General features: G+C 71.2%; 12 protein-coding genes and 1 pseudogene. 6 read left to right on the top strand and 7 right to left on the bottom strand.

Annotated features, from left to right (window positions below; all coding sequences use genetic code 11):
• Positions 1-9 precede the first annotated feature (9 nt).
• From tssD to ACK8HX_RS14785, 3 genes are all read right to left on the bottom strand, one after another.
• Positions 10-471 carry a type VI secretion system tube protein TssD gene (tssD, locus tag ACK8HX_RS14795; RefSeq protein ID WP_411941489.1) on the bottom strand — a complete coding sequence of 154 codons (462 nt, stop codon included), beginning with the start codon at positions 469-471 and terminating at the stop codon, positions 10-12.
• A gap of 33 nt (positions 472-504) precedes the next feature.
• The gene (locus ACK8HX_RS14790; RefSeq protein WP_411941488.1) at positions 505-4857 is read right to left on the bottom strand and encodes a DUF2272 domain-containing protein; all 4353 of its coding nucleotides are present in this window, start codon (positions 4855-4857) and stop codon (positions 505-507) included.
• A 145-nt stretch (positions 4858-5002) separates the two neighbouring features.
• The gene (locus ACK8HX_RS14785; protein ID WP_411941487.1) at positions 5003-5404 is read right to left on the bottom strand and encodes a nuclear transport factor 2 family protein; all 402 of its coding nucleotides are present in this window, start codon (positions 5402-5404) and stop codon (positions 5003-5005) included.
• A gap of 120 nt (positions 5405-5524) precedes the next feature.
• Between ACK8HX_RS14785 and ACK8HX_RS14780 the strand changes: the two genes are divergently transcribed.
• From ACK8HX_RS14780 to ACK8HX_RS14765, 4 genes are all read left to right on the top strand, one after another.
• Positions 5525-8287, top strand: coding sequence for a helix-turn-helix transcriptional regulator (locus ACK8HX_RS14780; protein WP_411941486.1), 2763 nt, complete (start codon positions 5525-5527; stop codon positions 8285-8287).
• A gap of 84 nt (positions 8288-8371) precedes the next feature.
• A complete protein-coding gene (locus tag ACK8HX_RS14775) occupies positions 8372-8656 on the top strand; it encodes a hypothetical protein (protein ID WP_411941485.1) in 285 nt (94 codons plus the stop codon).
• A complete protein-coding gene (locus tag ACK8HX_RS14770) occupies positions 8634-10013 on the top strand; it encodes an FAD-binding oxidoreductase (protein WP_411941484.1) in 1380 nt (459 codons plus the stop codon). The genes ACK8HX_RS14775 and ACK8HX_RS14770 overlap by 23 nt, the downstream gene beginning before the upstream one ends.
• 170 nt (positions 10014-10183) lie before the next feature.
• Positions 10184-10762: a hypothetical protein gene (locus ACK8HX_RS14765; protein ID WP_411941483.1), complete on the top strand. Its 579-nt coding sequence runs from the start codon at positions 10184-10186 to the stop codon at positions 10760-10762.
• Positions 10763-10900: 138 nt separating this feature from the next.
• Here ACK8HX_RS14765 and ACK8HX_RS14760 read toward each other — a convergent pair whose 3' ends face one another.
• Together ACK8HX_RS14760 and ACK8HX_RS14755 are read right to left on the bottom strand one after the other, a co-directional pair.
• Positions 10901-11080 (bottom strand): hypothetical protein, encoded by a 180-nt coding sequence (locus ACK8HX_RS14760; protein WP_411941482.1) that lies wholly within the window; start codon positions 11078-11080, stop codon positions 10901-10903.
• A gap of 183 nt (positions 11081-11263) precedes the next feature.
• A complete protein-coding gene (locus ACK8HX_RS14755; RefSeq protein WP_411941481.1) occupies positions 11264-12106 on the bottom strand; it encodes a class I SAM-dependent methyltransferase in 843 nt (280 codons plus the stop codon).
• Between the two features lie 207 nt (positions 12107-12313).
• Here ACK8HX_RS14755 and ACK8HX_RS14750 point away from each other — a divergent pair.
• A pseudogene (locus ACK8HX_RS14750) lies at positions 12314-13170 on the top strand (transposase).
• Between the two features lie 162 nt (positions 13171-13332).
• Here ACK8HX_RS14750 and ACK8HX_RS14745 read toward each other — a convergent pair.
• Positions 13333-13521 carry a DUF3024 domain-containing protein gene (locus ACK8HX_RS14745; protein ID WP_459349937.1) on the bottom strand — a complete coding sequence of 63 codons (189 nt, stop codon included), beginning with the start codon at positions 13519-13521 and terminating at the stop codon, positions 13333-13335.
• 140 nt (positions 13522-13661) lie between these two features.
• On the bottom strand, positions 13662-14747 hold the full coding sequence (gene ychF, locus ACK8HX_RS14740; RefSeq protein ID WP_411941480.1) for a redox-regulated ATPase YchF: 1086 nt from the start codon (positions 14745-14747) through the stop codon (positions 13662-13664).
• A gap of 405 nt (positions 14748-15152) precedes the next feature.
• Between ychF and ACK8HX_RS14735 the strand changes: the two genes are divergently transcribed.
• Positions 15153-15452: hypothetical protein (locus ACK8HX_RS14735; protein ID WP_411941479.1), on the top strand; the 300-nt coding region annotated here is incomplete at its 3' end.

The following is a 15452-nucleotide window of genomic DNA, read 5'->3' as shown; positions in this document are numbered from 1 at the left end:
CCGCGCGGCTCAGACCGGCGTCATCCAGTCGTCGGTCGCCGACGTCCTCCCGTCGTGGAACGTCCACGTGATGGCCTGGTAGACGAAGGACACCGCCTCGTGCGGGAGGCCCGGGGCGTCCGGCGTGGTGAGGGCGACCTGCGACACCGCCGCGCCGCGCAGCTCGATCGTGTAGGCGGGTCGGCGACGGCCGAACTGGTCGGTGGCGAGGACGTCGAGCTTCCACGTGGGCAGCACGTCGTTGCGCACCCACGCGTGGATGAGGACCGGGCTGGACCGGTCGACCTCCTTGACGACGGTGATCGGCTCGTGCCGGCGCTTGCCGGTGGCCTGCCCGGTCTGGACGTCCCGAGGTGACACGAGGGTGTGCCGCACCTCGATGACGGGGATGGCGCCGGTCGCCGACCGCGCCCCGGGACCGCCGCGGATCGGCCCGTCGGGCCCGACGATGGTCAGCTCGGCGTCGAGCACGGCGTCCTCATCGTGCGGTCACGGCAGGGTCGGTCACGGCAGGGTCAGCCCTTCGAGCGGGCTGGTCCGCACGCGCAGGATCCCGAAGTAGGGACCGGCCGCCTGGTTGGCGGACGCCGCGGTCACGAAGCCGTCGACGAGGGCGACCGGGGCCTCGACGACCGTCAGCCCGCCGCCGCCCCGGTTCCCGCCGCACGAGAGCAGCTGCTGGTCGCTGACGACCTCGGTGACGACGTCGACGTGGCTGGCCTCGTTGCCCTGGAGGTTCTCGAACGTCACGGCGTTGCTCCCCGGCCGGTTCTTGCAGAGGAGGTCGCCGACCTCGGGCTTGACCTCACCGATCCGGTACAGCCAGAACGGGTTCGCGAACGCCCTGGCGACGCGGTTCTGCTTCGCCGCGTGCACGTAGACGGCGTGGAGGGTGTTGCGCCGGAACGGGTCCCCGGGGATCCCGGCGGTGAGGGCTGCCTGCTGGACGCAGAACGAGATGAACCCGGCGCTCCAGGCCGTCGTGTCGGCCGCGGCACTGGCCGCCCACGACTGGGGGTTGGCGGTGTTGCCGGCCCGGCCGTAGGCCTCGAGGAAGGCCAGGACCGCCGGGTCGCTCTCGGGCCGCCCGTTCCAGGCCGCCAGCTCCTGGCGGGCGACCGCCGCGACCTCGCGCTTGAACGTCTCGACCTTCGCCATCCAGTCCTGGACCAGGTCGAGGACGTCGCCGACCCCGGGGATGAGCCCGGCGAGTGCCCCGACCCCACCCGGGAGCAGCCCGGCGGCGCTGCTCGGGAGGGTCCCGAAGGACAGCAGCTGGGCGGCCCCGGCCGCCGCCTGGGTGCCGCCGCCTCCGCCGAGGGCGACCTTGAGGCCGTCGGGCGTGGCGGTCAGGTCGCTCCCCGGCGTCACGGCGGCGGCCTTGATCATGTCGAGGATCCCGCCGAACCCGCCGCCCGGGCCTCCGCCGAAGACCGGCATCGAGGACGTCGCGGTGAGGTCCTCGAGGATCTTGCCGGCCTCCTCCTTGGCCTTCGCGGGCTCGACGAGCTTGCCGTCGGCGGCCTTCTTGACGGTCGCCAGCTTCTGGTTGGCCTCCTTGGTCTTCTGGGTGTTGGCCTGCATCTCGGCCAGCTTGAGCGCGGCCGCCTGCTGCCCGAAGGAGGTCGCGAGGCTGGCTGCCGTCTGCAGCCCCGCGGCCGCGTTGGCCTGGGTCCCGGCGAGGCCGGCCATGTCGCGGAAGGCCCCGGCGTTCTGGACCGCGCCAAGCGCGCCGGCGAGCCCCGACGGTGCCGGGGCGTCGGGGGCGTTCTGGAGGCTGATGATGGTCTGCGGGAACGCCGTCGGCGCGGTCGCCATCGGCTCGCTGCGGCGCGACATGAGGAGCGAGGGGTCGAGCTCGCCGAGCTCGGGCTCGGTGTCGGAGAGGACCCAGTCGAGGTCGCCGTAGTGCTCCTCGAGCGCGACGCAGGGGTCCATGATCGTCTGGGCGTAGAGCCCGTCGGTGGGCAGCGCCACGTGCATCGGCTCGCTGCGCGCGTTCCGGTCGGCGTACCAGGCGTAGAGCTTCTGCGGGTCGTCGAGCCCGTCGAGCCCGAGGAAGGCGCCGGCCGACACCTGGAACACCATCGAGTTGCCGATGATCGCGACGGGGTCGCGCTCGACGACCGACGCCACGCTCAGGCCGTTGGTGCCGGGGATGACGGCGCCGTCGATGATCATGAAGACGCGGTCGCGGTCCATGTCCCACAGGACCCACTTGTCGTAGTACTCGACGTGCTCGTTGAGGTGGCCGAGGAGCGCCTGGACGGCCTTGACCATCTCGGCGCGCTCGTCCTTGAGCTCCCACTCGTCGGGCGGCTGGGAGGCGGTGGCGCCGCCGGGGTCGACCGCCCCCGTCTCGGCCGAGACGAGGTCTTGGACGCCGGTGGGCACGGTGACGCTGCGGCGGAAGTGGTCGGTGTCGTAGGTGTAGCTGAGCGAGGTCACGTTCGCCACGGAGCCGGGTGTGAGCCGGCGCGTGGCGACGACCCGCAGGTCGCTGAGCTTGCGCCGGGTGAGCACCGTCCCGGCGGGGATCCGCGCGCTGAAGTCGACGCGGACCGAGCTGTTGAACCGGTAGCGCGAGGCGATGGTGAAGTCGGCCGCGAGCGGCTCGGTGCCGGCGGTGAGGGTGAGCGTGTCGACCCAGCCGGCGGCGATGCGGGGGGCCTGCTCGGCCTGGAACCACGCGTCCCGGGCGTTGTCGGCGAGCTCGCGCAGCCGCGAGAAGATCGACAGGGCCGGCGAGCCGAGGAAGGGGCGCAGCGGCGCCCACGGCACGTCGTCGAAGACGTCGAAGGCGACCTGGGGTCGCTCGATCCCCAGCTGGATCGTCATCGACCCCCTGACGGCACGCACCCGCTGGTCGGCCCGCGACCCAGCCGGGATGGGCGAGTCGGTGAAGTTGGTCCAGACGTCGCGCAGGTAGGTCAGCGCCGTGGAGTACTGCCGGTCGCGCAGCCCCTTGCGGATCGACTCGCGCCAGCGGTAGGCGCGCGCGAGCGTGAAGGGCTTGATCGCGAACGGCACGAAGACGCACTCGCGCACGCCGGCGAACGCGGTCTCCAGCTTGAGGTGGCGCAGGATCTGGTAGTAGATGACGGTCAGCGAGTGCGCGTAGTTGGCGTTGCGGACGACCTCGACCGTGCCGGTGACCGTCTCCTCCTGGCTCACCTCGGTGACGACGACGCTGTCGAGCCGGCGCCGCGAGTCGGCGAAGCGGCGGATGGTGTCGCGCAGGCGCTGCTCCTCGGCCGCCCTCGTCTCCCGTCCCCCCGACTGCGACGACGAGCTCGAGGCCCGCGAGTGCCCGCCGCCACCGCCAGCGACGAAGCCCGGGACGGCGAACCCGAAGCCCCCGGCGCCCGCCGACGTCCTCGACGACGACTCGCCCTTCGCCCACTCGGACAGGCTCGCCTCGACGGTGTCCTGGTAGGTGCGGTTGCGCGAGACCTCGTCGGCGACCTCGTCGACGAGCTGGGTCGACTCCGCCCGGCGCGTGCGCTCGAGGCGCTCGAACTCGATCTTCTGGATCCGTCGCACCTGGCGCGGAGCGAGGGTGAGGGTGTGCGCCACGGTGCCCAACGAGTACCCGTTGGACCGCCACCGCATCCGGTACTCGAGGATGTGGCCACGCGCGACGGTGGCCGCCTGGTAGCGCGAGGAGTCGCCCTCCCAGTCGAGCGGGTTGTCGGCGTCGACGACCCGTCGCCCGCGCGGCGTCTTCTTCACGAGGTCGAGGTAGGCCGCGGGGAGGGACGGGCGCGCGAGGGCGTTGCCGAGGTCGGCCAGCTGCTCGAGCGGGATCCGCGATGCGGCGTCGACGATGCTGCGCCGGGCGATGGTGGGCTTCTCGCGCCCCTCGCGGGCGTCGAGCACCGTCGGGTCGTAGTCGATCACCGGGAACGACGGGAAGCGGCGCGTCGGCTCCGAGCTGATGGCCGGCTGCTCGGCCCGCAGGATGACGTTGAAGGCGCGCTCGCCGAGGATGCGCTCGGGGCTGGAGAACGGGGAGCAGAAGGCGCCGGGGTCCTCCCCGTACACGTCCGGGTTGTCAGCGAGCTCGCGGTCACCCGTGGCGAACGGTGTGCGCCCGGGCCCGGGGTCGCCGGTCGGCGCCGCGGCGAAGGGCGGCAGCGGGAGGGCGAGCTCGTCCGCCCGGTCCGTGCCGAGGTCGTCGGCGACCGCCCCGAGCGCGACGTTCGAACCGTCGGTGAGCCACCACAGCCAGTGGTTCCCGGCGTCCCGCGGCAGCGCCGTGACGAAGCCGCCGTCGACGCCGACGACGACGGGAGCCCAGGTGAGGCCGGCGAGCCCGGGGACGGCGGCGGGGGCGGCCTCGACCGAGGTGGTCTGCGGCTGTTGGAGGGAGAAGAGGGCGGCCAGCCCCAGGGCGGTCCAGTCGGCCTTCGGGAAGGTCGCCACGCGAAGCTCGGAGGTCGCGAAGCGCACGGGGACCGCGCTCACCGGCACGAGCCGGGCCCTGCGCAGGACCGGCTGGTCCTGCACGTCGGCGACCATCTCGGGCTGGGTGAGGAGCTTGAGGTCCTCCTTCGTCAGGGCGACCTCGACCTTGTCGGGCAGCGTCGGGTCGACGGTGCGCAGGAGCCGGACCGCGCCGGTCCCGGTGAGGATCCGAACGGCGAGGGGGCTCTTGGTGTCGGCCTCCTCGAGGACGACCGTGGCCGCCGCCTTCTCGTCGAGGTCGGCGAGGGCGACATCGAGGACCGTCGTGGGCTGCCGGCTGGCTCCCTCGCTGTCCTTGACCGTCCGGGTGTACGTCACCTCCACCGTGCGACGCGGCATCGTCGGCACCGCGGCCTCCGTGGTCGACACGACGACAGTGACATCAGCCATCAGATCCTGCTCTCACCCGGAGCAACCCCTTGCAGCCCCTCAGCATCCTCCGGCGCCGACGTCGGCGTCAACGACCCGGGTGGGGCTCGCCCCGGCGGAGGACGACGGCCTTGGCGACGAGTTTCCGCCTGGGCGGAGAGGTCGGTCAGACCTTGGCGTGCTCCTGCGGCTCCGAACCTCCCCAGTAGAGCCAGTGCCAGCCGTCGTCACCGAGGCCGAAGACCCCGGTGGTCCAGTAGGGGACGACCTCGTCGGTGTCGTCCCGAACGACGTGGACCGTCCCGAGGATCTGGGCCCACGCGACCTCACCTCGCCGCCACACCGTCGTGCGTTCGGGCGTCCACTGCAGGCCCCAGGAGGAGACCACCGTCGCAGCGCCCACGACCTCTTCCGGCCCGGTCCACAGCTCGCCCTGCCCGGACCCGGCGATGGCGATGTCCGCCGCACCGAACAGGGTGGCGACGTCGGAGCCCGGTGTCGACATCGCCCGGTAGGTGAGAGCGACCAGCTCGACGACCGCTTGTCTCGTGTCCTCGTCCGCGATCATCCCGTGAGGCTAGCGGCTGACCTGGCCCCATGATGGCGGCGGCGTGGAGGCCGCGCCGCCGGTCCCGGCCCTGAGGACGGTTGCTCCAACCCGTTCGGGACGACCACAATCGGCGGTGTCATGGCTTCCGCGCAGGGCACGGTGGGGCGCGAGTCGGAACTCGCGTCCATCAGCGCGTTCCTGGACGCGGCCGGTGATCGTGCGACCGCTCTCCTCATCGAGGGCGAGGCCGGCATCGGCAAGTCCTGGCTATGGCGCGAGGCCGTACGTGCGGCCGAGGACCGTGGGTACCGGGTGCTGACCTGCCAGCCCACCGAGAGTGAGGCCGCGATCGGCTTCGGGGGCCTGATCGACCTCCTGGACTCGTGGGCGGACGAGATCCCGGCTGACCTGCCGGAACCCCAGCGTTGGGCGCTCGAAGCTGCCCTGATGCGCAGGTCGTCCGACGCGGCGGTCGGTCACGGAGCCGTCGCCGTCGCCCTGTTGGCCGTCCTCCGCCAGCTCGCTCGCGCGGCACCCACACTCATCGCCATCGATGATTCTCACTGGCTCGACGTACCAAGCAGGGAGGCACTCGCCTTCGCGCTTCGGCGCCTCACCTCCGAGCCGATCACGGTCATCGTCACCCGACGTCGGGACCGGCTGGCTGACGTGCTCCTCGAGCACCTCCTGGTCACTCGGCTCGCGGTCCCGCCGATGTCGCTGGGCGCGACGTACCAGCTCGTGCACGCTCGGCTCGGCGTCACGCTCGCGCGGCCGGTACTGATGCGGGTCTATGAGACGTCGGGGGGCAACCCGCTCTTCAGCCTCGAGCTCGCGCGAGCGTTGGTCGATCGCGGCAGGGTCGGGGATGTGGGGCACCTCCCTGTGCCGCAGCGCTTGGGTGACCTGATCCGCAGCCGCCTGGAAGACCTGCCCGAGGGCACTCGGCAGGTGCTGCTCCTCACGGCGGCGATGGCGGCGCCGAGCGTTCAGGAGCTGCAGCAGGCGTTGGGCCGCCCGGTCGAGCGCCACCTCGCCCGGGCGGAGCTGGCCGGAGTCATCGACTCCAGCGACGGGACGGTGCGGTTCAGCCATCCGCTGATGGCTGCCACGGTGTACGACGCGGCCACGGCCGCGGAGCGGCGGATGGTGCATCGGGAGCTGGCCGATGCTGTCCGTGACCCCGAGGAGCGGGCCCGGCACCTCGCCCTCACCTCACCCGAACCCGACGAGGCACTGGCCGCTGCACTCGACGACGCGTCCGCCCGCGCGGCCAGCAGGGGCGCCACGGACGTGGCGGCCACCTTTGCGCAGCGTGCCCTGGAGTTCACCCCCGCAGGCGATCTCGAGGCGTCCTTCCGCCGGGCGACGGCGGCTGGCGCGTACGCGATGGCCGCAGGTGACCGCGCGCGCGCCCGGACCCTCTTCGAACGCGCGCTCGTCGATGCGCCCGCCGGCCCGGGACGGGCCGAAGCTCTGCGGTGGCTGGCAGAGCTCTCCACGCCGCTGGGCCAAGGCATCGCGCTGTGCGACCGAGCGCTCCAGGATGCCGGCACGGATGCGGCCGTTGCCAGCCGAATCCACCGGACCAGAGGCGCGATCTCCTACTTCCTCGGCGACGTTCCAGCGGCCGAGCACCATGCCGGACTCGGCGTCGAGCTCGCGGAACGCAGCGGCGACGACCAGGTACTGGGCATGGCCCTCGCAGAGCTGGCCCACTGGACGTACTGCGGCGGCGGCGGCCTACGCCGCGACCTGTTCGAGCGCGCGATCTCACTCGACGGCTCGGCCGGGGCGTCCTCCCCGCGCAGCCACCTGGCCAAGGTCGTCATGGACAACGACGGACATGACGAGGCCCGGGCGCTCCTCACCCTCCTGCTCGACGACACCATGGAGACCGGCGACCTCCACTCGGCATCGACGCACCAGTTCCATCTGGCCGAGCTCGATCTGTGGGCAGGAGAGTGGACCGCCGCGATCGAGCACGCCCAGAAGAGCCTCCAGCTACGACAGCACCTCGACCAACCGCGCGCGCCTCTGTACGTCGAGGCGATGGCGCGCGCATGCCTCGGCGACCTCGACCATGCCCGGACCCTGGCTGAGGCCGGTCTGGCGGAAGCGCGGCGCGCGGAGGACGTGGTCTTCCGGATGCAGAACCTGCACGTCCTCGGGTTCGCCGAACTGTCGCTCGGCAACCACGAAGCCGCCCAGAGCCTTCTGGGCGAGGCGACCGATCTGATGCGGCCCCGCTGGAACCGGGAGTTCGGTGACTGCCACGTGGTCCCCGACGAGATCGAGGTCCTCGTCGCACTGGGGGAGCTGGCCCGGGCCGAGGACCTCGCGGAGTGGATGGACGCGGTCGCCCGAGCGACCCAACGAGCCTGGACGACGGCCACCGGCGCCCGGTGCCGGGCGCTGGTCCAGGCGGCGAGGAACGACCTCGACGAGGCGGACGCGACCCTCGAACGGGCGCTGGCCGCACATGAGCGGCTGCGGATGCCCCTCGAGCTGGGCCGGACGCTCCTGACCCGCGGCGTCGTCCAGCGCAGGATGAGACGCCGAGGGGTCGCCCGCGAGACCCTCGAGGAGGCGCTGGCCCTCTTCGAGGACCGCGGTGCCACCCTGTGGGCCGAGCGGGCGCGCTCGGAGATCGCGCGCCTCGGGGTGCGGTCGGCAGCCCAGCTGGACCTCACCCCGGTCGAGCAGCGGATAGCGCAGCTGGTCGCGCAGGGATGCACCAACCGGGAGATCGCCGCCTCGCTGTCCCTGAGCAGGAAGACGGTCGAGGCGAACCTCTCTCGTTCCTACCGGAAGCTGGACGTCCGCTCCCGCGCGGAGCTGGTGGCAAGGCTGTCGGTCCGGCGTGGGCCGGCCTCGGCCCCGAGCGCAGCCGGACCGTGAGCATCGAGGGAGTTGCCGGATTACGGCGCGCCCTCCCCCGCCTACCGTCTCCACATGGATCCCGCACGGCAGAGGACCTTCCTGATGGAGCGATACTGGCCCGGTGTCGGGCGGGCCGACGTCGAGGCGGCGGAGGAGCACCTGTGCCGCGCCGCGGGAGAGCTGACGCGCGACGGGAGCCCGATCCGCGTGGTGAGCTCGACCTGGGTCCCGGCCGACGAGGTCGTGCTGACACTGGTCGAGGCCGGCGAGGAGGACGACGTGCTCGAGGTCAGCCGGCGCGGCGGCTACCCGTTCGACCGCATGCAGCGCGTCGAAGTTGTCACAGGAGCGAGCCGGAGGTGGCGTGGTGGTCAAGAGCGTGTCTGAGACCAGGGGAGTTGCCGGCGCGGACATCCGCGGGCTGCGCGAGGCCATGCGCGGCCAGGTGCTGATGCCCGGCGAGACGGGGTTCGACGAGGCACGGCGGGTGTGGAACGGGACCGTCGACCGGCGGCCGGCGCTGATCGCCCGCTGCGCCGACGTGGCCGACGTGCAGCGAGCCCTGGGCTTCGCGGTGAACCACGACCTCACGGTCGCAGTGCGCGGGGGCGGGCACAGCGTCGCCGGCTTCTCGACCTGCGACGACGGTCTGCTCATCGACCTCGGCCTGATGCGCACGGTGAGCGCCGATCCGGACGCACGTGTCGCGCGCGCCGAGCCGGGGGCCACGGGGGCCGAGCTGGACCGAGCGACCCAGGAGCACGGCCTCGCGACGACGCTCGGGGTCGTGAGCACGACCGGGATCGCCGGGCTGACGCTGGGCGGTGGGATCGGGTGGCTGATGCGCAAGCACGGGCTCGCCTGCGACAACCTGCTCACCGTCGAGCTGGTCACCGCCGATGGCCGCCTCGTCACCGCGAGCGCGGACGAGAACCCGGATCTCTTCTGGGCGCTCAAGGGCGGGGGAGGCAACTTCGGCATCGTCACCTCGTTCGAGTACCGGCTGCATCCGGTCGGTCCGACGGTCTACGGAGGGGGCGTGATGTTCGCTCGCGAGCACCGGCGCGCCGTCCTCGAGGCCTACCGGGAGCTGACCCGAGGAGCTCCTGAGGAGCTGACGACGTACACAGCCATGACGGATGGCCCCGACGGCACGCCGGTGGCCGCGGTGGCCGCCTGTTACGCGGGCGACCCGGCCGAGGGCGCCCGCCTGCTCGACCCCCTTACAGCGGCGATCGGCGAGCCGCTGCTCGACGGCCTCGGGCCGCTGACGTACACCGAGCAGCAGAGCAGGATGGACGCGGGATACCCGCGCGGTCAGTACCACTACTGGCGATCGTGCTTCCTCGACGACCTCACCGAAACCGTCATCGACGTCCTGGTCGACCGGGCCAGCGACATCCAGGCGCCGCCCGCTCTCGAACTCATCGTGGAGCACATGGGTGGCGCGATCGCGGCAGGTGACGGAGCCTTCGCTCATCGCGACGCGAAGTACGACATCCTCATCGCGGCCAACTGGACCGACCCGGCCGATCAGGAGCGTTGCGTTGCCTGGGCTCGCGACACCGCCGCCGCACTCGAGCCGCACTCGCGCGGGGGCTACGTCAACTACGAACCCGACGCGGACGGCGCCTACGTGCCGGCTGCGTTCGGCGACCGCCTTGCGCGGCTCGGCGCCGTGAAGGCCCGGTACGACCCGCACAACGTCTTCAGCCTGAACCAGAACGTCACACCCGCACCCTGAGCCAGGTCCCCCCACCATGGCTCTCGGCGGCGGCCGATGCGGGCGCGATCTCCAGCCCGGGACGATCGACAGCATGCGGGGCCCACGCGCATACTGTTCAGTGGCTGTCCGGTCGATCTCGGCACCCGACGTCGTCGGCCGTGGCACACGCACAAGGCGGAGGTGGCGCCATGCGCCGGATTCTCACGGCTTTGACTCTCTGCGTCGGCCTGCTGGCCGTCGGCACCCCCCGAGCGTCGGCGATGCCCACCGAGCTGGACTCGTGCCCGACGGACCGGCCGACGTTGTACGACGTGACCATCGGCAACAGGAACGTGGCGGACTTCGCCACCGACGGCCACGTCTGGGCTCTCGACACGTACCTCCAGCACGTCCAGGTGTGGAAGATCGGTCAGAAGCACTACTGCTTCCGGATCGAGTACGACGGCACGTGGACCAGCTTCGCAGGCGTCAGCCCGGGCGGCACAGGAACCATCAGCGCTGGACTCACCGGCACGTTCCACGGCCTGCGGATCCTCCGCCTGACCGGCGAGTTCAACCCGCAGTACCCGCTGAGCGGCCACGTCGCGGACTTCGACTGGCAGTGCCAGGCGGACGGCACCTGCACCGGGCCGCGGCCATCGCCCGGCATGTACTTCTCGCCCATCACCAACGTCAACAGCACGTGGCAGGAGTTCCACGCCACCAGCGCAACCAACGGCACCTGGCACGACACGACGTACGGCTCTTCCGGCGACATCACCGGCTGAGCCTGCGCGGAGGCGGCCGACCGGTGACTGCGAGGCTCGGCAGTCAAGCCCTCAGCGCGACGAGCCGCAGACGTGGGCTCGCGCCAACGACGTGGTCGACGACGGACCTCCCAGCGGGCGGCCCACGAGCCAGCTCACTCAGAGGTACGTGTCAGGCACCGGCCCGACAACCTCCATCTGACGTCGAGGCGCGATCTGGTCCAGCAGTTCCGGGGTCGCGGAGCCGGTCGTCTCCGCGTCGGCCGACGCCTCGAAGAAGTCGGTCATCGCGGCGGGCGAGAAGAGGTTGAGCTTCTTCCCGGGCCCAGGAGAGACCACCCTGAAGGTGTGCGGGGTGGCACGCGGCACGTGGACGAACGTCCCGGGTGGGCAGAGCGTCTGCTCACCTTCCCGCCCTTCGCCGGGAGGGACATCGAACGCCTGGCTGACAAGGGGCAGCCTCCTCCTGGCCGACCACCGCCACCGCGAGATCGACGAACTGCGGCGCGCCGTCCTGACCGGCTACAGACGCTCGAAGACGCCCATGGCGAAGCAGATGCGGCCTTCCTCCATGTTCCGCTGCACGTTCTCCGCCATCCGAGGCCCTTCGGGCCCGTTGAGGAGGCCTGGGTTGAGACCGTCGCCAGCCGACTCCGGCTCGCCGAGCGGATCGGGCTTCGCGAGCGCCGCATGGAGCTCCGGGTCCTCATCCGTCGCCCAGGTGATCTCGCGGAACCCGACGTCGGAGATCAGGCCTCGGGTCTGCTCCGGCGAGAGCAGGAAGCTGCAGGTCTGGTCACTCGCCCACGGCACGGGAAAGTGAATGGGCTGATGGGGCCCGGCCAGGACGTCGAACATCGCGAACCGACCACCGGGCCGGACGACACGGGCGATCTCGCTGTACAGGCGCGGCTTGTCGGGGATGTTCATCGTGGCGTGCTGGGTCCACAGCACATCGAAGCCTCCATCGGGGAAGGGCAGATCAAGGGCACTGCCGTGCACGAAGGTGACCAGCTCGGTGAGACCCGTCCATTCGGTGAGCCGTTCACCCACGACGCAGTACTCCGGCGTCAGATCCAGCACCGTGACGTGACACCCGACGCGTGACGCCAGCTGACGTGCCGGGCCGCCGATGCCGCCACCGACATCCAGCACGCGCTCCCCACCACCGATGGCTGCGGCATCGGCCAGGGCCAGGGTGCCGGCGAGCCGAAGCCAGTGATAGTTGTCCACCGGAGCCAGCTGGGCAACCGTCACCTCCGGCGGATCGATCCCGTGCCGCCGGATCTCGTCCTCGATGGTCTCCATCAGGTCCGACCACCCGTAGTGGCCGCTCACCGAGCGTTCGATCTCCTCGTACGTCATGGCTGCCTCCCTGACCGCCTCGTGTCCACGAGGCACACTCGGACCATCCCGCTGCGTCCTCCACAGGATGCGGGCCTGGGGGAATCAGTATCCCGGCGCGACGCGACACGAGTCAGCAAGTCACAGAACTCGTGGTTTGGGACTGCTGAAGGTTCGATTGACACCTGATCTGTGGGGCCGAAGGGGCCCCGCTGGGAGGATGTCGATATGCCCGCACCCCACCCCAAGGAGTTCCGTGACGACGTGGTCGCGGTGGCCCGTAAGGGCGAGGCTCCGATCGCTCGGGTCGCTCATGACGTCGGGATCTCCGAGTCGTGTTTGCGGAACTGGCTGCGCCAGGCCGACGTCGAGGATGGTGTCCGTCCTGGCACGACCGCTGCCGAGAACGCCGAGCTGACAGAGGCCCGGCGCAAGATCCGGCTGCTGGAGCAGGAGAACGAGGTGCTGCGCCGGGCCGCGGCGTACCTGTCCCAGGCGAACCTGAGGCTGGGTCAGTCCCCAAGATGACCTACCCGCTGGTCCTGGACCTTGCCGCCGACGGGATTCCCGTCGCGGTGACCTGCGGGCTGCTCGGGTTCTCCCGGCAGGCGTTCTACTCCTGGCGCGCCGCCCCGGTCAGCGAGCGGGACCTGGTCGACGCGTACGCCACCAACGCCGCGTACGAGGTGCACCGGGACGACCCGAGGTTCCACCTCGCGGTCGACGCCCTGGAGATGGCCATCGCCCGCCGCGGCCGTGACCAGGTGCCCGGGTGCGTGGTCCACGCCGACCGAGGATCGCAGTTCCGCTCCCGGCCCTACGTCGCCGCGCTACACCGCCACGGGCTACGCGGGTCGATGGGCCGGGTCGCCTCCTCGGCCGACAACGCCGCCATGGAGTCGTTCTTCTCGCTGCTTCAGAAGAACGTCCTCAACGCCCGCCGCTGGGAGACCCGCGACCAGCTTCGCCTCGCGATCGTCACCTGGACTGAGCGCACCTACCACCGACGGCGCCGGCAACGCGCCCTCGGCAAGCTCACCCCGATCGAGTTTGAGACCATCAACCGTGCCGCTCACGCGGCCTGAAACACCACACCGGAAGTGACAACCAGACCTTCAGCAGTCCCAAACGCTTCAGCCGGCCTGTCGGTCAAGCGGACAAGCCCAGCGCGCAGCCGACCGTGTCCGCTGAGGATCTCGTACACGCGGCACGAGGCCCGTGGTCAGGTCGCGTTCACCGTGTCGCCATCACCTACTCCGGCCGACTCGCATCGCCGGATGGAACTTCAGGTTGCGGTCCCGCCAGTAGGTCGCCCATCGGCCTGTCGACGGCGCGTAGCGCAGCCGCGCGATCGGAAACCGGGTGTGCTCGCCGACACCGTCCCACGGTGGCCGCACCTCGACGATGTCGACGTGTTCGGTCCCGGGAAGGGCCACGACACCAGCGTGCCACCGACTGGAGCGAGCAGTGCCCGGCCGAAGAGCGAGCGCCTCGACGAGGCGTGCGGACCGTCTGCGGACCAGCTCGACGCCGAGGACCAGCAATCCTCAACGCCTACTGGCGGATCACGTCGACGCTAGACATTGAAGCGGAACTCGACGACGTCGCCGTCCTGCATGACGTAGTCCTTGCCCTCCATGCGCACCTTGCCGGCGGCCCGGGCGGCGGCCATCGAGCCGTGCTCGTCGAGATCGGAGAAGGAGACGATCTCGGCCTTGATGAAGCCGCGCTGGAAGTCGGTGTGGATGACGCCCGCCGCCTGCGGGGCGGTCCACCCCTGGCGGATCGTCCAGGCGCGCGACTCCTTCGGGCCGGCCGTGAGGTAGGTCTGCAGCCCGAGGGTGTGGAAACCGACGCGTGCCAGCTGGTCCAGGCCGGACTCCTCGGCACCGAAGGACTGGAGCATCTCGAGGGCGTCCTCGGGCGACATCTCCATCAGGTCCATCTCGAGCTTGGCGTTGAGGAAGACCGCGTCGGCCGGGGCCACGAGGGCGGCGAGCCGCGCGTGGAGGTCTGCGTCGGCGAGCTGGTCCTCGTCGAGGTTGAACACGTAGATGAACGGCTTGGTCGTCAGCAGCCCGAGGCCGGCGGCGAGGGAGAGGTCGACGCCCGCGGCCTCACCGGCGGCGTAGAGGGTGCGGCCCTCCTCCAGCACCTTCTGCGCGGCGAGGGCGTTGTCGAGGAGCGGCTTGGACTCCTTCTTGATCCTCGCCTCCTTCTCGAGCCGGGCGACGGCCTTCTCGAGGGTCTGCAGGTCGGCGAGGATCAGCTCGGTGTGGATCGTCTCCATGTCGGACTCGGGCGAGACGGCGCCGTCGACGTGGACGACGTCACCGTCCTCGAAGGCGCGGACGACCTGGCAGATGGCGTCCGCCTCACGGATGTTCGCGAGGAACTTGTTGCCCAGCCCCTCGCCCTCCGACGCACCGCGCACGATGCCCGCGATGTCGACGAAGGACACCGTCGCGGGCAGCACCTTCTCGGAGGAGAAGATCTCGGCGAGCCGGCCGAGGCGCTCGTCCGGCAGCGGCACGACGCCCACGTTGGGGTCGATCGTCGCGAACGGGTAGTTCGCGGCGAGGACGTTGTTCTTGGTCAGGGCGTTGAACATCGTCGACTTGCCGACGTTGGGGAGCCCGACGATTCCGATGGTGAGTGCCACGGGATGAGGAGTCTACCGGCGGGTGCGACCGCCCTTGCACCGGCTGCGTCGTCGTGGGCCATGGGACGGGTCGTCCCAGCCACCTGGGGATCTGCGCCCCAGGTGGTCTTTCCGATCATCCCGAGGGGCTTCCACGTCGAGCCGGTCTCGCCCGCGCCGCTCGCAGGGCGCGGCTCAGCGCCTGTCGACGCGTCGGCTTGGCGGGCACTGCGGATGCTGGGTGCGGGCTTCACCGTTGCGCGGTGCGGGTCGGGTGCTGGTCGCCTCCTCTGGACGTCGCCCGAACAGGGTCACCGCCTCCGTCACCGCGCGAAAGCCGTTGCCGTTCTTCCACATTCGTGCCTTCGAACACTTGTGCGAACTGTATTGAACGGGTAGGCTCGACCCACGGGGGAAGGGGGAGCCATGCACAGTCCACACGGGCAGGGCGCCGACGTCATGGGCACACCCGTCGGCGATGACGTGGCCGCGCTCCTCGCCTCGATGTCCAGCCGACTCGCTGCGGTCGCCGCCCTCCCGAGCGGCCGTGAGGAGCTCACCGGTGTCGTCGCGGCCGCGCAGGCGGTGGCCAACGCCGCGGCCGGGGTGCAGGACGGCGCGATCGCGGCGTTGGCGGCGGTCGAGGCGCAGTGGGCCGAGGACGGCACGATCACCGAGGTCGTCCGCGCCCCGGGTCACGTCGCGATCGACGCCGCCGACCTCCTC

Source organism: Oryzobacter faecalis, assembly GCF_046764005.1.
Classification (GTDB): Bacteria; Actinomycetota; Actinomycetes; order Actinomycetales; family Dermatophilaceae; genus Oryzobacter; species Oryzobacter faecalis.
Note: the sequence above shows the minus strand (reverse complement) of the source record. Positions and strands in the feature narration are given on the sequence as shown.

Coding starts and splice junctions, on each gene's coding strand:
- ACK8HX_RS14790 (WP_411941488.1), bottom strand. CDS start 4,857: ATGGCTGATGTCACTGTCGTCGTGTCGACCACGGAGGCCGCGGTGCCG.
- ACK8HX_RS14785 (WP_411941487.1), bottom strand. CDS start 5,404: ATGATCGCGGACGAGGACACGAGACAAGCGGTCGTCGAGCTGGTCGCT.
- ACK8HX_RS14780 (WP_411941486.1), top strand. CDS start 5,525: ATGGCTTCCGCGCAGGGCACGGTGGGGCGCGAGTCGGAACTCGCGTCC.
- ACK8HX_RS14775 (WP_411941485.1), top strand. CDS start 8,372: ATGGAGCGATACTGGCCCGGTGTCGGGCGGGCCGACGTCGAGGCGGCG.
- ACK8HX_RS14765 (WP_411941483.1), top strand. CDS start 10,184: ATGCGCCGGATTCTCACGGCTTTGACTCTCTGCGTCGGCCTGCTGGCC.
- ACK8HX_RS14755 (WP_411941481.1), bottom strand. CDS start 12,106: ATGACGTACGAGGAGATCGAACGCTCGGTGAGCGGCCACTACGGGTGG.